We start from the raw sequence: 20,278 nt of genomic DNA on the forward strand, positions 1-20,278 counted from the left end.
GGCTGGATCGACGGATGACCGGGGGGATCGCGGGCCGGTACGCCGACGCGATCGTCTCGCACAGTCGACTCGTCGTCGTGCTCGTCCTTTTGCTGACCGGCGTGGTCGCTGCCGGTGCCGCGATCGGCGAGAGCGAAGACGGAGGGATCGGGCAGTTCGACGTCGACTCCGAGGAGACGGCAGCACAGGAGGAGATCGAGGCCACGTACGACACCGACGACGCCGTCGTCGCCCAGATCGTCGTTCGCGACGAGGGCGGCGACGTCCTGACTCGCGAGTCCCTGCTGGAGGGGCTCCGACTCCAGCAGGAGATCCGCGAGGACGACGAGTTGAACGCGACGCTCGACGACGGGGGCATCGTCGGCCTCGAGAACGTCGTCGCGACGGCCGCCGTCTTCGAAGACCGGCGGGCCGAGGGAGACGGTCCGCCGGACGCGACCGAGCCCACGCTCGACGAACAGATCGCGGCCCTCGAGTCCCGATCGGACGCGGAGGTCGAGGCGCTGCTCGCCGACGTGCTGGCTCCCGACGCCGATCGGGAGGGGGACCAGGCCGGGCGGGCGAGCGGGGCCGGGGATCCCTCCGAGTTCCTGCCGACGGACTACGAACTCGGCTCGACCACGGCTGACGCTCGCATCGTGTTCGTCTTCCAGGTCGACGACAGCAGCCCCGACGAGGATCCCGAGGCCGCCTACGAGGCACAGGTCGCGATCGATCGACTCGTCGAGGACCGGTTCGACGACGCCTTCGTCTTCGGCCAGGGGGTCGTGGACGAGGCCTCCGCGAACGCCGTCGGCGACAGTTTCGCCATCATCACCCCCGTCGCGCTCGTGCTCGTCCTGTTCGCACTCGGGGTCGCCTATCGCGACGTCGTCGACGTGCTGCTCAGCCTCGTCGGCATCGCGGTGGTGATGGCCTGGCTCGCGGGCATCACTGGCTGGCTCGAGATCCCGTCGAGCCAGTTGCTGATCGCCGTCCCGTTCCTGCTGATCGGGCTGAGCATCGACTACTCGCTACACGTGATCATGCGCTTCCGCGAAGCGCGGGCGGGGCTGCTCGATCGCGACGGCACGGCAGCCGACGGCGGCTCCGATCGGGGCGTTCGAGCCGGAATGACGGCCAGCGTCGCCGGAGTCGTCGTCGCGCTGGCGGCCGCGACGTTCTCGACCGGGATCGGGTTCCTCTCGAACGTCGTCAGTCCGCTGCCGGCGATTCGCGACTTCGCGGTCCTCTCCGCCGGGGGAATTCTCGCGACGTTCGTCGCCTTCGCCGTCCTCGTGCCGGCGCTGAAAGTCGAGGTGGACGACCTGCTCGAGACCCGGGTCGGGATCGATCGCCGGAACCAGCCGTTCGGCGCGGGCGCGGGACTCGCCAACCGGGTCCTCTCCGGCGGCGTCGGGGTCGTCCGACGCGCGCCGATCGCGATCGTTCTCGTCGCGCTCGTGCTGGCAGTCGGCGGCGCGTACGGTGCCGCGGGCATCGATACGGAGTTCAACCAGGCCGACTTCCTGCCGGAGGACGCCCCGGAGTGGGCCAAGTCCCTCCCCGGACCGCTCGCGCCGGACACGTACACGATCAGCGACGACGCGGCGTACCTCGGAGACAACTTCCGGGAACGCGGCGAGGGCAGTCGGACCGAGATCCTGATACGCGGCGACGTAACCGATCCGGCGACCCTCGCGGCGATCGAGGACGCGACCGCGGACGCCGACGGGTCCGACGGGACGATCGTCGTCCGATCGGACGGCCGGGCGGCGATCGAGAGCCCCGTGACGGTGCTCCGGGAGGCCGCGGCCGAGAACGAGTCCGTCGCCGCCGCACTCGACGAGCGCGACACGAACGGTGACGGTCTGCCGGACGAGGACCTCGCGGGCCTCTACGACGTGCTTTACGAGGCCGACGAGGACGCCGCGTCGTCGGTGCTCCATCGAACCGGTGACGGCGGCGATCGCGAGTACGAGTCGGCGCGCCTCCTCGTGAGCGTCCGCGGCGACGCGGCCGTACAGGACGCCGCGGACGACACCCGGACGGTTGCGTCCGCGATCGAGGCCGGCGGGCCCGTGACGGCGACTGCGACCGGCGGGCCGGTCACGACTGCCGTCGTTCAGGACGCCCTGCTGGAGACGCTCGTCCAGGCGTTCGCCGTCACGCTGGTCGTCATCTTCGCGTTCCTCACCGTCCTCTACTGGGTGCGCTACCGCTCGCTCTCGCTCGGGGCGGTCACGCTCGCCCCGGTCGTGGCCGCGCTCGCGTGGCTGCTGGGGACGATGGCGCTGCTCGATCTCCCGTTCAACAGCGAGACGGCGGTCATCACCAGTCTCGCGATCGGGCTGGGCGTCGACTACAGCATTCACGTGGGCGAACGGTTCGTCGACGAGCGGCGGGGAGCCGATGGCACCTCGGAGTCACTCGACAGTGCGCTCGCAGCGACCGTCACCGGCACCGGCGGGGCGCTGTTCGGCAGCGCACTCACGACGGCGGCGGGCTTCGGCGTGCTCGCGCTCGCACTGGCTCCGCCCCTCCAGCGATTCGGGCTCGTGACCGGGCTGAGCATCGTCTTCGCGTTCGTCTCCTGTCTGACGGTTCTGCCGTGTCTGCTCGTCCTGCGGGAACGACTGCTCGGGCGAATCGCGACCTGATAAAAAGACGGGACTCGACTGACCGGTCGCCAGCTAATCGCACGGATTCGGGGACGGGTCGTGCGGGTAACGCTCGGAGACAGCGACGACCCGCTCGGTGAGTCCCGACATGGTCCGTACGCGTTCCGTATCGCCCGTTCCAACGCACTGAAGAGCTATGCTGACACTCGTCGTCGAGGTCGTATGGCATCGAACGATCGGAGCGCCATCGCCGAGACGGTCGAGCGACTCGTCGACGAGGTGTCTTCCTGGACAGGGGTCACCGCGGGCGAGCATCGGTTCGGCGGTACCGAGTGGCGGGTCGGCCCGCGGGAAATCGGGCACGTCCACGCCCGGGGAATGCTCGACATCGCGTACCTTCGGGCGCTTCGCGACGCGCTGATCGACGAAGACCTGACGGGGGTTCACCACCTGCTCGCCGAGTCCGGCTGGACGACCTTCTACATCGAGGACCCCGCGGATTACGACCGCGCTCGATGGCTCGTCCGGCTGTCGTACCTGTATCACGTGTCCGTACTCGTGACGACGCCCGCCGGTGCCGAAACGTTCGCGACCGTCGACGTCGATGCCGAACTCGACGCGATCGAGCCCAGCGACGCCGTTCGTGCCGCGTTCGAGCGACGACGGCCGGGACGAGCGGGTCGATCGGACGAGTGATCGCCTCTCGCGCGTCTCCCGTCGACTCTCAGTTGTCCGAGTGGGCCCGGACCCAGAGTTCGCCGATCCGCGAGAGCCGCGTCCGGTAGGACTTCCCGTGTTCCTCGCGCTCGATGTATCCCTTGCCGCCGGGACCGAGCCGATCGACGTTGTAGATCACCTTCGAGCGGAAGCTGTCGGTGTACTCCTCGTTCAGTTCGCGGGCAAGCGATTCGGCGAGTTCCGAGACGGAATCGAACTCGCCGTCCTCGCCGAGTTTGAACAGGACGAGTTCCTCGAACGGCTTGACGTTCGAAAAGGAGGTGACCGGGAGTTCGACGATGTGACTGCCGTCGATCTCTTTCGCGCCGATCGTCGTCCCCCGCTCGTCGAACTCCGAGAGCAAGTTCCGGGCGCTCTCGAGACGGCTCCCGATTCGATCGTCCTCGACGGAGTCCTCCTGGAGGTCCTCGAGCAGGGTGATCTGCTCGCGCAGTTCTTCGGCCAGTCCGGTCTCTAAGTACTTCTCCGGGGCGGTGTAGTAGGTGTGGATCTGTTCGCGTTCGTCCTCGCGTTCGACCATCAGCGAGTTGGCGGCCGTCGCGAACGCGAAACTGACGGTCCGGGGCATCGCGGCGACGTTAACCCAGACCTCGTTGCCCCGATCGAGTTCCGCGGTGATCAGGTTGTAGGCCTGCTCGAACGCCTCGTCGTAGTCGTAGACGTCCTCGAGGACGAACCGTTCGGTTTCCGCGCCGAGCAGGTTCCGGAAGTCCGTCTCGAGTTTCTTCGAGAGGTGTCGGGAGTACTCGACGTTCGCCTCGCTGCCGACGGCCCCCTCGAGCAGGATGACGCTGTCGACGTCGATCTGATCGCGCACCAGCGGCGCGATCAGCCGATCGTAGTCGAAGCCGACCGGAACGATGTGCGTTTGCATACGTGGTACAGCGGGGCGGCAGTAATAAAAACCACCAGACTCGCGACTGTTCGACCACGAGACTCGCGACTGTGCTGTCGCTGTCGGCGGATTCGGGTGCCTGTTACGGACGATCTCGAGTCGGTCACGTCGAGTCGGTCCGTTCACCCGCGTTGGGCGCAGCCTTCGGTCCCGCGTCGGTGACGACCGATCGGTCGGGCAGTTCCGGGGACGGTTTCCGCCCCAGCGTGAGCAGGCGCTCGGTGAGCGTGATTTCTTCCGCGCTGGGGCTCGGTTTCTCGATTTCCTCGTACTCGACTACCACGCCGTCGGGCCCGGAGGTAATGCGAACGATACACAGCTGATACGACGGGTAGAACACCGGCGGGAGCACCCCCGCGACGACGTCCCGGCGGTGGAGGCGCTTCAGCCACGTCCCGGTGTTGACGAGCAGCCTGTCTTCGACTTCGGTCAGCTTCGGTCGGTGGGTGTGGCCGTAGCAGAAAATTGCCGTCTCAGGCCGGTCGGCGAACACGTCGCGAGCGGCCTCCTTGTACGGTTCGTCGGGATCCACGGTGAGGTCCGTCTCGAAAACCCCGAACCGATCGACGGTCTCGCCGACGTCACGGAGGAGGAAGTAGATCGGGATGCTAACGAGGAGGATCACGCCGGCGACTGCCGCATTGACGACGAGGAGGAAGTGGACGGCCTCCCCGACCAGGCCCAACTGGGCGAGCACCGTATCCGTCGTCTCGACCGGCATCGTCCAGATGCCGGCTACGTCCAGCCCCGCCAGCACCGCGAGGACGACGCTGACATTGAACAGTAACAGGAAGGGGATCGCGGCGTACCGCAAGACGGGGTTCATCTCCCGGTAGAAGTACTTCGAGAGGAGCCAGCGAGGTACCCGATCGGTCGGCGTGACCGCCTGGACGTCCTTCAACCAGTTGAACCGCCCCCGATCGGATAGCTGGCCCGCCCGACTCGTCACGTGCGTGTTGTAGTGGTACCCGATCGGGGTTTCGTACGGATTGCCGTAGTCCTCGAAGCGGTTGTTGGGATCCTGCTGGTGGCCGTGTTCGAAGTGGATCGTCCGATCGCCGACCCGTCGGGTGAGCGACTCGGACTGAACGAGATCGACGTTGTACTCGGCCAATCGCTCGACGTACTCGTCGTACGCGGCGAGTTCGTTGTCGTGGTTGCCCGGAAGCAGCGTGATCGGCACCGATTCGCCGGTCGCGCGCAACTGTTCGAACAGTTCGGGATAGCGCTCGGTCAGGACGTCGAATTTCTCCAGGCCGTCGAGTTCGGTGAACTCCCACAGTCCGAACGCGTCGCCGTTGATCAGTAGTTCCGCGTCTTCGTCGATCGTCTCCAGGCGGTCGAGGAATTCGAGCAACTCGTCGAGAAAGTCGACCTTACCCAGTTGCTCGTCGCCGCCGATGTGAAGATCGCTGATCACGTAGTAGACCGGACCGTCGGCATCGTCGGCCATCGCGTCAGACATTCGAGACCAATACGTATAGTGGTGATCCCGGCAGTTCGCGAGGTGTCTCACTCGGACGGGATACCGGTCACTTCCCTGCTGATCGGGTACGCTGGACGGCGAGTCCCGTTCGCCGTAGCCGGTCAACATTCATACGCCAAATCGTTGCAATCGGGACTATGTCGCTGCCCCCGACGATCGAGAAGGTCACGGAGATAGACCGGGAGCGGCCCCTGACGCGAGTCCCGGTCGAACTCTATCCGATCGCTCTCCTCGCGGCTGCGCTTCGGCTGTTTCGGCTGGAATCCGAGAGTTACTGGGTCGACGAAGTCGTCTCGGTGACTACCGTAACGTCGAACACGCCGTACGAACTCCTGATCAGCGTGCCGGGGAACGATCCCCACCCGCCGTTCTACTATCTCCTCCTTTCCGGCTGGACCGCGGTCTTCGGAACGACCGAACTGGCCACGCGACTGCTGTCAGCCCTCGTCGGCGTTGCCACCGTCGTCGTCCTCTACGGGGTCGGTCGACGGCTCTTCGATCGGGAAGTCGGGGCGATCGCAGCGTTGCTCGTCGCCGTCTCACCGTTCCACGTCTGGTACTCTCAGGAGGTACGGATGTACAATCTGCTCGCGCTGCTGACCGCACTCTCGTTCTACTGGTTCGTACGGATACAGGCGGCGAAATCGGCCGACGAAGGCGGTGTTCGGGGCGATATCGGGTACGTCGTCTCCGCGGTCCTCCTCGGCTATACGCACGTCTTCGGGCTGTTCGCGATCCTCGCGCAGAACGCGTACGTCTTCTCTCGGCCGCTCGTCCGGATCGTCCCCCGATCGCGACTGACCGTCCGCCGCTGGATCGCCCTCCAGGGGATCACCGCCGTTCTACTCCTTCCGTGGGCGGTGCGGTTGTTCCGCCGCGTGACGGCAGCGCACGCCGGCGAAGCGAGCAACGTCTCGTGGATTCCGCTGCCGACGGCCGAGACCGTTTGGCAGACGTTCGCCGCGTATCTCGGCGGCTACCTGTTCGATGAGTCGCTCCCGATTCTCGTCTCGCTCGTCGTCGCGGGTTGTCTGGTACTTGCCATCTCGAGTGACCGACGTACGGCGGCGGAAACCAACCGCCAGGACGCACCGGTAAACGCCGTCTACGTGACTCTCCTCTGGCTCGTCGTCCCGATACTCGTCCCGATCGGCCTCTCGTACGTCGTCACGCCGATCTTCGTGGATCGGTACTCGATCGGGGCGTCGCTGGCGTTTTTCCTCTTGATCGCGAACGGCGTTCGGACGGTCTCTCGCCCGACGCTTCGGTACGTCGTCGTCGGGATGCTCCTCGTCGGCCTCGTCATGCCGCTCCCGACGTACTACCAGGCAGACCAGAAAGAGCAGTGGCGGGAGGCCGCCGCCGACGTCGAGTCGACCGTCGACGGCGACGACGTCGTCCTCGTGAGCAGACCGTTCACGGAGCGGACGTTCGGGTACTACTTCGATCGGTCGGACGTCGCCACAGTTCGGATCACGCCCGACGCGTCGGCCGACGAAATACGGGCGGCCGTCGACGGACACGACGACGTCTGGATCGTACTCTCGTATACCGATTCGTCGACCGACCAGCGGATTCTGCGGGCGGTGGAGAACCGCTCCGAGTACCGCGGCCCGGTGGTGGAGAACCGGTACAACGGAATTACGGTTGTCCGGTTCGAGCGCACGTCAGACCAGAATAGACGAATAGAATCGCCGACGGCGCCTTCGTCGCCGATCGAGTCCGATCGAATACGAACGATTCGACCGGTGAGCACCTCGCTGGAGATGCCGAACCGCTAGCCGCGATCGGTTCGGCTCGGCCACCCGTCACACCGTTGTCTGTCCAGTCGATCGTCGGTCATCGCGACCCATCGTACTTCGTTCCAGCTCAACCGGTAGTGGCAGGTTCCGGGTTGCAGTTGCTCCCAGTAGATGGTCTGCATCGACGGGACGTCCCCATCGGCCGGCGATATCGGCAGGGGCTCCCCCTCCGCTTCGGCGTCCTGTTGCATCGTCTGCAGCGTCGACTGCGGGTACGGCGAATCCTGGTGCCAAACGACCCCCGAGAGGACCAGCAGTCCAACGACGGCGACGACGGCGGCGACGGCTGTCCACTGATGGCGGTTCGTCCGGGTCGCGTCGTCACTGCGGCGGTCCGTCGGACCCGATCGGCGCGCGATCACCCGTTCGACGGCGACGGCGACGCCGATCGCGACGAAGGCGAGCCAGAGGAACGCGTCAGTCGAGCCGTCCAGGTCGACGAACAGCACCTGAAGGGCGAGTAACAGGCCGCCCGCCGGCACCCACCACAGCCCCCGGAAGTCGCGGACGGCGGCGTGGGCCCAGCCGTAGAGAGCTACCGGAAGCAGTACCGACCCGTAGCCGAACACCAGCAGTATCGTGTAGACGCGCTCGGCCAGGGTGTACGACGATCCAGCGGTCAAGGGCGCGACCACCGTCTGTACGACCATGGGGACGAGCGCGCCCGCGGCCGCGAATACCAGGACGACGATCCCGGTCACGACGCCGCCGCCGGCGATCGCCCGGAGCGCGTTCTTCCCACCGGCTCGCTGGTACGCCATCCCGACGACCAGCGGCGCGAAGACCATCCCCGACTGCCACGACCCGGCGCTCAGCGCCGCGGCGGCCCCGGCGAGAAACGGCCGATCGCGGAGGGCCAGCGCGAGCGCCAGTGTGCCGAAAAACAACGCGTAAATCTGGGCCCGAACGCCTTCCGGGGAGAGGAGGAAGAGTTCCGGGACGACGAGCATCGTGAGGCCGGCGGCGACCGCCGCCGCGTTCTCGCCGGTCACGAGGTACGCCACCCAGCCGACCAGCAGGACGCTCGCGCCGGCGACGAGCACCGTAAGCGTCACGCTGAGCCCGTGCAGAACGAGCATGTTTCCGCCGGAGAGGGCGGCGAGAGCGGCCGTGATTCCGAACGGGACCGGCGGGTTTACGTCCCAGACGTCGAGGTACGGAACGCCGCCCTCGAGGACGTACCAGCCCGTGTGCTGGAAGAACGCCGGGTCGGTCGCGATCGTCGGCCACTCGGTGAGGAGATACGCGGCGAATCCGCCGATGAACAGGACGGCGACGATCGAACCGAGGATGGCGAGCCAACTGGAACGAGACTCGATGCGGGAACGGACGACCATTTCAGATTCGCTGTGAGACTTTTTTCGCGACGGCGAGAGCGCCCTGGTCCCACGCGACGCGGTGGTCGAGACCGGTCTCGTCGGCCTCCTCGTCGGCGTCGTAATTCTCGAGGTACCACCTGTACGTCTCCACGAGCGCCTCCTGGTTGGAGTACTCGGGCTCCCAGCCGAGGCCTTTCAGTTTCTCGACGGAGACGTAGGAGTCCTCGTGGGCCGTCTCGTAGACCCACGGGTACAGCGGGGAGAGGTTCAGTTTCTCCAGTACGCGGAGGACCGCGACCGTGAGGAAGGCGGGCGTCCCGATCGTTCGCTTGCCCGTCTCCGCGTAGTCGATCGGCGCCTGGAAATCCTCCTTCATCGTGCCGAACTCGTCGGCACCGACGTTGAACGTGTCGTTGACCGCTTCCTCGTCTCCGGTGAGCAGCAGTTCGACGGCGGTAACGAGGTCGTGGACGTGCAACAGCTGATAGCGGTTGTTCCCCCAGCCGACGAGCGGGACGTTCGCGCCGTCTTCGATCCAGTCGAACAGCACCTGAAACACGCCGAGTCGCTGCGGTCCGATGAACGTCTTCGGGCGGAGGATAGGGACGCACATTCCCATGCGGCGGAAGTCCTGACAGACCTTCTCGGCCTGGATCTTGGCCTCGCCGTAGGGTCCGACGCCGTCCAGGGGCGATTCCTCGGTGATGGGATGTTCGTCGTGGGTTCCGTACACCGCAGTCGAGGAGATGTAACAGACCCGATCGACGTCGCGCTCGTTCGCCGCCCAGAGCACGTTTCGCGTTCCGTCGATGGTCGTCTCGCGGATGCGATCGGCGTCCCACAGCGGGAGCGCGGCTGCCGTGTGCACTACGGAGGTGGCGCCGCTCTCCTCGAGCGCATCGGCTACGTCTCCCTCGCTCCGGACGTCCCCCTCGACGAAGTCGATGCCGTCCGTGTCGTCTTCCTCCTCGAAGGGCTTGAGGTCGAACGCGGTGACGTCCCACCCCTGGTCGCGGAAGTACTGGCACGTGTGAAGGCCGAGGAATCCGGTGCCTCCCGTGACGAGAACCGAGCCGCTCGCGTCGTCGCTTGCGCGCTCACTATCGCTCATCGTGATATCAAACGGGACGTCAATACGGCGCCTCAATAGTGTATCGGCGTTTAGCGGGGCTTGTACTGGCCGGATTCTCTTTATACAACGCCGAAACTGAGGACGTGGTGGTGCAATCGAACGAGCGTCGAGTTCGCAACGAGCAATCGTTTTCGATCGTGAAATCGTGGAATTCGCCCGCTAGCGGGGCAGTGGTTCGAACTGCAATGGTACGTTACTTTACTGGTCTTCCCGACCAGCCCCAGTTGCTCGAGTAAGCGGTTCTTGGGAGTAGCACACGGCAGATGCGTGGCATTCGAAGGGGGGTATCACACCCCGCCCGCTCGGTTTCTCTTCTCGAAACGAATCATCCGACCGACCAGTAGTACCGCCTTCAGTTCGGACGAACGATCGCTGGTCACCCGTTGCCGGTTAGCGTACCCGTATAACCGTAAATCGATCACAAGCAAGCCGGATCTTTTTGCTGTCCTGTGTGGGGCGATAGAGACAGATGGCCCGCGCCTACCCCGACCAGAGTCGGTTCGTGGTGACCGTCTCCGGCCTGGTAAAGGAGATGCGCCCCTGGCAGTGGTACAAGCAGAGCGTTCTGCTCCTGGGGCTCGTCTTCTCCAAGAGTCTGTTCGATCCGGTCGCCGTCACAAACGTCGCCCTCGGGATCGTCGCCTTCTGTGCCGTTGCGGGCACGACGTACATCGGCAACGACATCCTCGACGTCGAGGAGGACCGAAATCACCCCCGGAAGAAACACCGACCCATCGCCAGCGGACAGGTATCGGTCCCCGTAGCGGTGACGTTCGCGTTCGTGCTCTTCGTCGGCGGACTCGCACTCTCCTGGTACATCGGCCCGCTGTTCCTCCTCGTCGTCCTCACCTACCTCGGCCAGAACGCGTTCTACTCCTCGTTTCTGAAGGAGATCGTCATCGTCGACGTGATGGTCATCGCGATCGGGTTCGTCCTGCGGGCGATCGCGGGCGTCGTCGCCATCGACGTCTACCTGAGCCCCTGGCTCGTCGTCTGTACGTTCCTCGGGGCGCTCATGCTCGCGCTCGGGAAGCGCCGCCACGAGATGGCCGTCAGTAACGATCCGGCCGCGTCGCGCTCTACCCTCGCCGAGTACACCGAAGAGACGCTCGACCAGTTACTCGTCGTCGTACTCGCCGCGCTGGTCGTCTCCTACTCGCTCTACACGTTCTTCCGGGGCGGATTGTGGATGATGTCCACGCTCCCGTTCGCCTTTTTCGCCGCCTTCCGCTATCACTTCCTCGCCCACACGCAGAACCTGGGCGGCGACCCAAAGTTCCTCTTCGGTGATCGACCGTTTCTCATCAATCTCGTCGTCTGGGGCCTTCTCATCGTCGCGGTCCTTTACGAGGTTCCGGCCCGACTACTCGGAATGATCGCGTGACTCCCTCACACCACTCCGCATCGAGACGAGCATGACACGACGATACGATCTCCAGGTGCACACGGACGCTTCGCCCTGCTCGAGCGCGTCCCCCGATCGCGTGGCGGCGGCAGCGGCCGACGCCGGACTCGACGGGATCGCCGTCACCGACCACGACACGCTCGCCAACGTCGACGCCGTTCGGGACGCCGCACCCGACGATCTCGACGTGGTCCCCGCAGTCGAGGTGACGACGACCGAGGGGCACCTCCTGGCACTCGACGTCGCGGAGGCGCCGCCCCAGACTGATCCGCTGACGGTGGTCGACCACGTCCACGAGCAGGGGGGCGTCGCCGTCCTCTCGCACCCGTTCGACACCCTTCGACAGTACTACGAGACGGACCTCGACGCCCTCGCAGACGCCGTCGACGGGGTCGAAGCGGTGAACTCCCGCTGCGTCCGCTCCCGGTTCAACGAGCGCGCGGCGGCGTTTGCGGCCGCCCACGACCTGGCGGTGACCGGCGGGAGCGACGCTCACTTCCCGATGGAAGTCGGCCGCGCGTACACCAGCGTCGAGGGCGACGGGGCGCTCGCGGACGCCGTCCGCGACGGGTGCGTGCGGCCGAGCGGTCGCGGACGGTACCTCACGGGGCACGTCGCGACGAAATTCCACCAGTTCCGCACCGCCACCAGTCGCGCGGTCACGAGCCTTACCTCGGGGGGATTCCTGCGGCGATGAGCGACTACGGCGAGACCATCGTCGATCGCGGCCGGGCGGTCGTCCGCGACCACGGCGTCTGGCTGACGGCGCTGCTCTCGGTCGTCGTCTTCCTCGGCCTCGCAGTCTACGCGGACGTCGGCGACGTGACGAGCGCCCTCGCCACCGTGGACTGGCGGACGTTCGGGGCCGTCATCGGCCTGACGACCGTCGGCTACGGCTTCCGCTTTGCCAAGTGGCACTATTACCTCCGGCATCTGGAGATGGACGTCCCGCTCGACGCGAGCGCCATCGCCTTCTTCAGCGGCCTGATGATGGTCGTCACGCCTGGGAAAGCCGGCGAGATCTGGAAGGCGTGGTTCCTCCGGGACAAACGCGGCGTGCCCGCGAGCAAGACCACCTCCGTCGTCGGCGCCGAGCGCATCACGGACCTCATCGCGCTCGGTACGATGGCCGCGCTCGGGTTGCTGATCTACAGCCGATCGTCGATCCCCATTGTCGTCGTCCTCGGCGCCATCGTGGCCGGTATCGGCCTGCTCCAGTGGCGACGGGCGAGTCTAGCAATCCTCGGACGACTCGAGTTGCTCCCGGTCGTCGGCGACTACGCCGCCGAACTGGAGCAGTTCTACGAGAGCGCGTACCGCCTGTTCCAGTTCCGCCCGCTGGTCGTCTCGACGCTGTTCAGCCTCGCGGCGTGGGGACTGGAGGGCGTCGCGCTCTGGCTGGTACTCGACGGCTTCGGCGTCGAGGCGGGCGTCGTAATCGGCCTGTTCGTCTTCGGTCTCGGATCGGTCGTCGGCGCGGTATCGATGCTCCCCGGAGGGATCGCGGCGGCGGAGGCGTCGATGGTCGGCGTGCTACTCACGTTCGGCTATCCAGAAGCCGTCGCGGCCGCCGCCACGATCGTAATCCGCGTAGGGACGCTGTGGTACGCCGCAGCGCTCGGCACGGCGGTGTTTCTCACGTACAAGGCGACTCGGTGAGCGATCCGCTCCAGCATCGACCAACGTGAACGCGTCGAGACCGAGTCCGGACCGAGATCGGAGCGATCGGAACCGCAGGCGATCCCCGTCCTGATCACCGACCGCCGTTGATCCGGCGCCAGCCGAAGATACCCCCCTCCGCACAGAGCCACAGCGCCCCGAGGGCGATGCCGACGACGTGTAACACCTGCGGGAGGTGCATCCACGTCGGGAAGACGTACTGGGCCATGCCCTCCCACTTCCGAATCGTCGACTCGAGGGGGCCGGGCTCGCCGTCGACCGCGGTCAGTTCGTCCCCCGGTGGGACGTCCGATCGTTCGTCGACCCCGATGCGATCGGCCTCGTACGGCAGCGGAATGACCTTCCCATCGAGATCGTCGAACTGCCAGACGATCTCGCCGTCTGGATCGACCTCGAGCACGCGGTTGTTCCGGGAATCGGTGATGAGCGTGTTCCCGTTGGGCAGTCGGTCGGCGTCCCGGGGCCACTGGAGGCGCTCGCTCGAGGGGCCGGTGTAGCGCCAGACGCGCGATTCGGAATCGACCTCGAGTTCGACGATGCGGTCGTTCCCGCTGTCGGCGACGACCATCGTCCCCTCGGATTCGATGCGGTGGGGATTGTGCTGTCGTTCGAGCGTGCTGTGGTTCCCCGGCTCGCCGACGACGTCGACGACCTCGTCGGTCTCGGGATCGACCTCGACGATCACGTCGAAATTGCGGATGCTCATCTGGAAGTTGCCGTTCTCCAGTCGATCGATGTCGTTCGCGTGCGTCCAGTCGTCGTGTTCCCCGTCCTTCTCGGGACCGCCGTACTCCTCGTAAAACGGCGTGCCGGGCGTCAGGTGATCCTCTGCTTGCCACTCCCAGGTGATCTCACCGTCGCGGTCGACGGTGAACGCGCGATCGTTCCCCATGTCGACGATCGCCGTCTCGCCGTTCTCGAGGCGCTCGAAGTCGTGGACCTCGTGGTCGGCGATGAACTCGTCGTACCAGTCGTACTCCCAGACGACCTCCTTCGACTCCTTGTCGATCTCGACGACTCGATTGTGGACGCAGTGATCGTCCTCCTCCTCGTACTCGAGGTACTCATCGTCGCAGTCTTCGGCGGGCGTCCTGACGGCGACGGCCGCGAGCACCGTCCCCTCGTCGAGCTGTTCGACGCCGAACACCCGCGAGTCCGGCACCGACCACTCCCAGGCGACCTCGCCGTCGGGCGTCAGCTCGACAACTCGGCCGTTGTCGTTGTACGAATGGACGCCGACGAGCGTGTTCCCGGGGTACTTCTCGTCGTCGGTTACGACTCTCGGATCGCGATCGACAACGGCCGCCTGGACGCCGAGTGACACGATCAGGAGGACGATGACGACCGAAGCGACGGTGACGCGAGTTTGCTGGTTCATACGGACACTGGTCAGTTAGATCGGTTGAGGAACGAGCAAGTCGGAGAGTTCAGGTGATCGTCCAGCACACAGACCTGATCGGCGAGAGCTACAAGACGGAAAGAAATTAATCTAGGGCATGCGAGCGGACGGCGACGCCCAGCAGGGCGTTTGCCGTCCGACTCCACGCGACCGGTCGGTCACTTCGAGAGGTACAGGATACTCAGCAGTTATCTGGTGGGAGACACTCTCATCGGGCGATTCGAGACTGGATTCCGAAACACATCCGAAGGCTTGCGGTTCAACAGAGCCGGAACTGAAAGTGAGAGACGGTGACCGCCCCGGTTCATCGCTCGAGCGCGAGGACGGTCACGTCGGCACGCCGGCGGGATCACCGACGATCCGACCGGCGAGAAGTGAACATGAGCGCACACCGGGAGGTGTGATCACAGGCCACAGCCACAAGGGTTGACTAACTTCGGATTCGCGTTCGGTTCGTCTGCACGTTCAGTCGGAATCACCTCACAACAGTATTGACTGTATGTCTGGTAATAAAGCTTATTGTGGAGACAAAACATGGATTTATCCGAGATTTAATTATTGAATGACCCCTATTCTGGGCGAAGAATTGAGCATAACTCCAATACGAGTTCGGTGCGACTGAGACAAGTTGACATCCGCCCGATTTCGATCGCCGTGCGAGTCGATCGCGATACTCAGTCGTCGGTCGCCGCCGTTCGTGTCGTGTCCGGTTCCTCGACGATTGCCGCGATCAGTTTCTGTTGTGCTGACCGGAGGTGTTCGTGGAAGGTCGCGGGCGAGACGTCCAGCGTGGTCGCGATCTCCTCGCCGGAACTGTTGCGAGGCCACTCGAAGTAGCCGGCGTAGTAGGCGGTCTCGAGGGCGCTGCGCTGCCGATCGGTCAACTCGTGAGCCAGGCGTGACTGCAGTTGTCCGATCGACGCGTTAGAGGGGGTGACCTGTCGACGGGCGATGGTTCGCACGCCGGGATAGACCTCCTCGATCGCGTCCGTGACGGCCCTGACGTTGGTGTCCTGGGGGAAGTGAAGCGTGGTGGTGTAGGTCCCGTCGTGGATCGCAGCGGACTCGACGTAGCCGCCGTAGCCGTCGATGACCGAGAACATCGGCGGCGACGTGATCTCGAGTTCGAATCGGACCTCGTCGCCCGATTCGTCGAGCGCGGTGACGCGATCCCAGTGGGGAACGCACTCGACGAGTCGTTCGAAATCCGGGAACGTGTCGACCGACGTGGTGCCGTACTCGAGGTACTGTTCGTCCCCGATGCTGACGACGCGGTCGAACTGGACCGACTGGTCGGTCATCGAGGGGCCGTCGAAGAATTCGACCGCGTCGTCGATGACGAGTTCGAGTTCGATCACCGTCTCGCCGAGCAGGACCCGTTTGCGCTCGCGCGCGGCGATCGCGTGGCCGAGGATCTCCCCGAGTTGGCCGACGACGGTTCGCTCTTCGTCGGTGAAGGCCCGGCTGCGAGCGCTGGTCACGCCGAGGACGCCGTACAGTGCGCCGTCGTGCGTGATCGGAACCGCGGCAACGGCCCGGTAGCCGTGTTTCCGGGCGTCCTCCTGCCAGGGTTCGAAGTCGGGGTCGGTGAGCACGTCGTTCGACACCTGGAGTTCCTGCGTCCGGACTGCCCGACCGAGCGGGCCCAGACCGGCGGGGTCGTCGGGATCGGTCGAGAGCGGAATCGACTCGAGATAGCCGTCGACGCCCGCCTCGACCCGCTCGAACACCGTTCCGTCGGTCGGGTCGACGGCGGCGACGAAGGCGAACTCGTAGGACGGCGATTCGGCGAGCGATTCGCAGATGACCCGCTCGAGGTCGGTCCTCGAGGAACCGGTGACGATCGCGTCGTTGAGGTCGTGCACGACGGTATGGACGTGATCGAGTGCGGTCAACCGTTCACGCTGTCGCTCGAGTTGGCGTTCCCGCGTGCGGGCCTCGGTGACGTCCCGGAGAATCGAGAGGTGGATCCCGGGGAGGACGTCGGCGACGGCGTTACACTCGACGACGCGTTCGTCGCCGTCGGGCCGGACCAGCGAGAACGAACCGCGGAACCGGCCGGTGTCGAGAAACTCTTCCCACGCCGTTTCGACGTCGTGGTCGTCGTGAACGAACTCCATCAGCGATCGGCCCCGGAGCGCCGATCGGCTGGTGTCGAGCAGTTCGCAGGCGGCCGGGTTGGCGGCGACGATCTCGTCTTCGTCGCCGAGGAGGATCGCGTCGTGTGCGTCCTCGAAGACGGACCGGAACCGCTTGCCATCCGACTCGAGCCTGTGTTCGCGCACTCGCCACGGCGTTCGGTCGCATACGTGAACGGTGACGCCCGTCTCGTCGGGGTAGAGCCGCGCCTCGATCCAGCCGTCGATCGGGGGGTGATACTCCTCGACCGCGATCGGCCGCTGGAGTTCCATCGCGCGTTCGTGGGCGGCCTGGAACAGCGCCGGGTCGTCGTCGCGCCCGTCCGCCGCACCGTCGAGGCCGAGCAGGTCACACGCCCGTTCGTTGACGTGCGTGTACTGCAGGTCCGCATCGAGCGCGTAGAACCCGTCCCCGATGCGATCGATCGCCGTCGAAAGCGCCGCCCGGTGATCCTCGGCGGATCCGCCGATCGGGTCGTCGGTCTCCTGTTCGGGTACCCGTTCGTCGGCGGTCGTGTGCCCTCCCGCGACGGGACTCTCGGTAGCGTCGGAATCGATCGGAACGGTCGCGACGACCCACTCCGTTCCATCGTCGCGTTTGCTGACCTCCAACTGGTGCGTACACGGGACCTCTTCGCCGGTGTCGGTCCGGAGCGTGAGATCGAGCGTGGCGCGCGCACCGTTCGCTCGCCGTTCCGCGGTCCCGTCGTGGCTGTCACCCGCGGGTTCGTCTTCGCCCTCGGTTCCGACGTCGTTCCCTGCAGTTCCGGCGTCGCCGTCGGCCCGCGCCGTCCTCGCGGCCGTGCCATCGCGGATCGTCTCCGTAAGCGTCCGAACCAGCGTCTCGACGCGATCCCCTCCAGCGTCGGAGTAGACGAGCGACACGTGTTCGTCCAGGAGGCGATCGGCTTCGTAGCCGGTCAGCGTGGCGAACGCCTCGTCGACGGCGACGAACCTGCAGCGGGAGTCGAGTTTGTAGGACGCCACGCTGGTATCCGACAGCGTCCCTCGTGCCGACGGTGGCGTCCTCTGCCAGCCGGTGGCTGGCCACCGTCTGTCTGCTGTCATGACCGTTCACAAACGGTCGTCATGGATAAGCGTACCGGGCAACGATACCGATCCGGTCGAAATCAGGGTCCAGACGGGATCTGGTGCAGTTCGTCACTCTTCGGCGGACGACTCGGGATCGATCGATCGGACCAGGTGCGCGATCCGCTCGCGATCGCGGTCCGGTTCGACCCGTAGCTCTTCGCCGATCGTCGCCGCAACGTCGGCCGGCACCTCGAGGGGGGTCGTTCCCCCGGCCATCCCGTAGGTCGTCTCGGTTGGCCAGACGGCGACGTGCGTCTCGGCCGGGAGTCGATCGGGGCCGATCGCGGCCACCTCGGGTGCGACTGGGTAGGAGACGTCGAGGACGAACCACCGCCCTTCGGTGCCGTTGGCGGCCTCGAACGAGTGCGTTTCCCGGGTACCCTCGACCACGAACCCCTCGTCCTCGATGGTGTCGACGAACTGTCCTCTGGCCTTCGGGGCCGCCACCGAGAACACGGCTCTCGGCGAGACGCCGAGCGCCGACAGCGGCGGCGAAAACGCGAGATCGACCGCAAACAGCGATCGAATCGGAACATCGCTCGCGCCGAGTTGGGCCAGCGTCGACGCCGTCTCGATCGGTTCGTACAGCGTCGTCTCGGCGGTGATCGAGGCGACCAGCACGGACGTCGTCCCGGTCCGGGTGCCGGCGGGTCGCCACGTCCCGGCCAGCGACTCGGGCAGCGTGATCGTCATGGCGGTCGCCTACGCTCTCGATCCATTTCCGCTTTCGGTGTGCCGGTTCCGGCCGGCAATTTCTCGGGGAGCGGGATCGAACGGCCCCTCAGTCCGCACCGAGTCCGTCGAAGTAGAGCGCCCGGCGTTCGTCGGGTGCAGGTGCGGTGACGAGCGAGACGCCGACGGTGACGACGAGACCGATCGCCATCCCGACGATGCCGGCGGTCCAGCCGGCGTACGCGCCCGGAACGGCCGCGACGAAGATACTCGCGAGGTAGAAGGCCTGGCTGACCACGATCCCGGCCGTAATTCCCGCTCGCGTCGTCCGTCGCCAGTAGAGCGCGACCACGACGGGCAGCGCGAGTTGCGCGAACCCGCTGAAGGCAGCGTCGCCGAGTTCGAACAGGGTTGCGGGGTTGACGAGGCTCGCGCCGAACGACGCGGTCGCAAAGAGCACGACGCCGACGCGGGCGAGGAAGTCCTCGCGCCGATCCGAGAGGGACCGATCGACGAAGGGGCGGTAGAGGTCCCGGGTGAAGTACGACGATCCCGAGAGCAGCATCGAGTCCGAGGAGGACATCATCGCGGCCATCGCCCCGGCGATGACCAGCGCGGCGAACCAGACGGGCGTGAACTCCGCGAGCACCGCGGGGAGGACGTTCCCGCCCTCGGGAACCGCGACGTCGAGGCCGCGGGCCCACGCGCCGAGCATGAACGCCGGAACGAACAGCAGGACACAGAGGACCGGCCAGAGCGCGAACGATCGCTTGAGCACCGTCTTCGAGCCCGCCGCGAAAAAGCGCTGGTTAACCTGCGGGAACATCGCGACGCCGAACCCGATCACGATCGCCGTCGAGAGCATCCACTGCGGGGTGTAGAACTCGCCCCCGAGCGCGAGATGGCCGGCCGCCTCGGCTTCGAGCGCGCCCGTCGCGACCCCGGGGCCGCCCACGATCGCGAGCACCCACATCGTCGCGGCCCACGTCGTGACGAGCATGAACGCCCCCTGGAGGGTGTCGGTCCAGGCGATGCCGCGCATTCCGGCGACGACGACGTAGAGGATCATGAAGGCCGTGATCAACCCCGCGCCGACCGCGTAGGGGACGGCCCCCTCGGTCAGGGCCTGTAACGCCGTGCCGGCCCCCACCTGCTGGAGCATCACGTACGGGAACAGCCACAGGAGGCTCACTCCCGCCACCAGTCCGCGGAGCCGTCGGGAGGCGAACCGATCGCCGAGCATCTCGCCCAGCGTCACGAACCCGTACTGCTGGCCCAGTAGCCACTGCTTGTAGCCGATCACGTACCAGAGGATCGCGAAGATGATCCCGTCCATCAGCCCCATCACGAGGATCCACTCCGGCCCCTGGTGGTAGGCGATGTTCGGCCCGGCGAAGAACGTAAACGCCGACAGCAGCGTCGCGAAGGTCGTAAACAGGAGGACGACCGTCCCTAGCGTCCGGCTCGCGAGGTAGAAGTCCTCGGCGGTTCGATCGGTCAGCCGGTAGGCGACCAGCCCGATCGACAGCGCCAGCAGGAGGTAGCCGACGATTATCCCGAGCTGGAGCGCCAGGCTCACCGCGTCTCACCTCCGGTACCGGCGTCCCGCCCGCGATCGGGACCGGTCGTGTCCCCGGTCCTGACCTCGCGGCTCGGTTCGATGCCGATCCCCCACGCCCGCTGGGCGAAGGCCCAGAAGACGATCGACGCCAGCAGCATCCAGCCGACGTGCCACCACAGCCACAGCGGGAGGCCGGCGACGATCGTCGCCGACCCCCACAGGAACCACGGAATCGCCAGTGCGCTGAGGACGATCCCGATCGCGATCCAGCCCCAGAGTTCGAGACGACGCATACTCTGGTGTCGGGACTGGCGTCGGTAATCCTTTCCGTTTGCCGATCGATGGCACGGCTCACGGAC

Annotated in this window: 15 protein-coding genes and 1 pseudogene; 7 read left to right on the forward strand and 9 right to left on the reverse strand. The window is 66.0% G+C overall.

All coding sequences use genetic code 11. From position 1 onward, the window contains the following. Positions 1 to 14 precede the first annotated feature (14 nt). Both MUG98_RS17750 and MUG98_RS17755 read left to right on the forward strand, forming a co-directional pair. Positions 15 to 2,639 carry an efflux RND transporter permease subunit gene (locus tag MUG98_RS17750; protein ID WP_265112483.1) on the forward strand — a complete coding sequence of 875 codons (2,625 nt, stop codon included), beginning with the start codon at positions 15 to 17 and terminating at the stop codon, positions 2,637 to 2,639. 183 nt (positions 2,640 to 2,822) lie between these two features. Continuing rightward, a complete protein-coding gene (locus MUG98_RS17755; RefSeq protein WP_265108761.1) occupies positions 2,823 to 3,296 on the forward strand; it encodes a luciferase domain-containing protein in 474 nt (157 codons plus the stop codon). Between the two features lie 28 nt (positions 3,297 to 3,324). Here the strand turns inward: MUG98_RS17755 and MUG98_RS17760 are convergent, their stop codons facing one another. Together MUG98_RS17760 and MUG98_RS17765 are read right to left on the reverse strand one after the other, a co-directional pair. Then, entirely contained in the window at positions 3,325 to 4,212 is an 888-nt protein-coding gene (locus MUG98_RS17760; protein WP_265108762.1) for an HFX_2341 family transcriptional regulator, read from the reverse strand. A gap of 124 nt (positions 4,213 to 4,336) precedes the next feature. Then, positions 4,337 to 5,686 (reverse strand): metallophosphoesterase, encoded by a 1,350-nt coding sequence (locus MUG98_RS17765; protein ID WP_265108763.1) that lies wholly within the window; start codon positions 5,684 to 5,686, stop codon positions 4,337 to 4,339. A gap of 170 nt (positions 5,687 to 5,856) precedes the next feature. On the opposite strand from MUG98_RS17765, the gene MUG98_RS17770 reads away from it, so the two are divergent. Next, positions 5,857 to 7,500, forward strand: a complete 1,644-nt coding sequence (locus MUG98_RS17770) for a glycosyltransferase family 39 protein (RefSeq protein ID WP_265108764.1) — start codon at positions 5,857 to 5,859, stop codon at positions 7,498 to 7,500. Here MUG98_RS17770 and MUG98_RS17775 read toward each other — a convergent pair. Together MUG98_RS17775 and MUG98_RS17780 are read right to left on the reverse strand one after the other, a co-directional pair. Then, positions 7,497 to 8,858: a DolP-mannose mannosyltransferase gene (locus MUG98_RS17775; protein ID WP_265108765.1), complete on the reverse strand. Its 1,362-nt coding sequence runs from the start codon at positions 8,856 to 8,858 to the stop codon at positions 7,497 to 7,499. The two genes, MUG98_RS17770 and MUG98_RS17775, sit on opposite strands and share 4 nt — an antisense overlap. Position 8,859: 1 nt before the next feature. Beyond that, positions 8,860 to 9,951: an NAD-dependent epimerase/dehydratase family protein gene (locus tag MUG98_RS17780; protein ID WP_265108766.1), complete on the reverse strand. Its 1,092-nt coding sequence runs from the start codon at positions 9,949 to 9,951 to the stop codon at positions 8,860 to 8,862. 490 nt (positions 9,952 to 10,441) lie between these two features. Between MUG98_RS17780 and MUG98_RS17785 the strand changes: the two genes are divergently transcribed. From MUG98_RS17785 to MUG98_RS17795, 3 genes are read left to right on the forward strand one after another with little or no spacing between them, the layout of a single operon-like run. Continuing rightward, positions 10,442 to 11,356, forward strand: coding sequence for a decaprenyl-phosphate phosphoribosyltransferase (locus tag MUG98_RS17785; RefSeq protein ID WP_265108767.1), 915 nt, complete (start codon positions 10,442 to 10,444; stop codon positions 11,354 to 11,356). 31 nt (positions 11,357 to 11,387) lie between these two features. Further along, positions 11,388 to 12,074 carry a PHP domain-containing protein gene (locus tag MUG98_RS17790; RefSeq protein WP_265108768.1) on the forward strand — a complete coding sequence of 229 codons (687 nt, stop codon included), beginning with the start codon at positions 11,388 to 11,390 and terminating at the stop codon, positions 12,072 to 12,074. Next, on the forward strand, positions 12,071 to 13,036 hold the full coding sequence (locus MUG98_RS17795; RefSeq protein ID WP_265108769.1) for a lysylphosphatidylglycerol synthase transmembrane domain-containing protein: 966 nt from the start codon (positions 12,071 to 12,073) through the stop codon (positions 13,034 to 13,036). The genes MUG98_RS17790 and MUG98_RS17795 overlap by 4 nt, the downstream gene beginning before the upstream one ends. Positions 13,037 to 13,130: 94 nt before the next feature. On the opposite strand, the gene MUG98_RS17800 is transcribed toward MUG98_RS17795, so the two are convergent. Further along, on the reverse strand, positions 13,131 to 14,435 hold the full coding sequence (locus MUG98_RS17800; RefSeq protein WP_265108770.1) for an aryl-sulfate sulfotransferase: 1,305 nt from the start codon (positions 14,433 to 14,435) through the stop codon (positions 13,131 to 13,133). Between the two features lie 122 nt (positions 14,436 to 14,557). On the opposite strand from MUG98_RS17800, the pseudogene MUG98_RS25570 reads away from it, so the two are divergent. After that, a pseudogene (locus MUG98_RS25570) lies at positions 14,558 to 14,689 on the forward strand (IS6 family transposase); the annotation flags it as partial. 441 nt (positions 14,690 to 15,130) lie between these two features. Here MUG98_RS25570 and MUG98_RS17810 read toward each other — a convergent pair. From MUG98_RS17810 to MUG98_RS17825, 4 genes are all read right to left on the reverse strand, one after another. Beyond that, positions 15,131 to 17,662, reverse strand: a complete 2,532-nt coding sequence (locus MUG98_RS17810) for a bacterio-opsin activator domain-containing protein (protein WP_265108771.1) — start codon at positions 17,660 to 17,662, stop codon at positions 15,131 to 15,133. Between the two features lie 93 nt (positions 17,663 to 17,755). Further along, positions 17,756 to 18,379 carry a DUF6517 family protein gene (locus MUG98_RS17815; RefSeq protein WP_265108772.1) on the reverse strand — a complete coding sequence of 208 codons (624 nt, stop codon included), beginning with the start codon at positions 18,377 to 18,379 and terminating at the stop codon, positions 17,756 to 17,758. An 88-nt stretch (positions 18,380 to 18,467) separates the two neighbouring features. Then, the gene (locus tag MUG98_RS17820) at positions 18,468 to 19,937 is read right to left on the reverse strand and encodes a sodium:solute symporter family protein (RefSeq protein WP_265108773.1); all 1,470 of its coding nucleotides are present in this window, start codon (positions 19,935 to 19,937) and stop codon (positions 18,468 to 18,470) included. Further along, positions 19,934 to 20,212 (reverse strand): DUF3311 domain-containing protein, encoded by a 279-nt coding sequence (locus MUG98_RS17825; protein ID WP_265108774.1) that lies wholly within the window; start codon positions 20,210 to 20,212, stop codon positions 19,934 to 19,936. The genes MUG98_RS17820 and MUG98_RS17825 overlap by 4 nt, the downstream gene beginning before the upstream one ends. Between the last annotated feature and the right edge of the window lie 66 nt (positions 20,213 to 20,278).

This window comes from Halosolutus halophilus, from assembly GCF_022869805.1.
Lineage (GTDB): Archaea > Halobacteriota > Halobacteria > Halobacteriales > Natrialbaceae > Halosolutus > Halosolutus halophilus.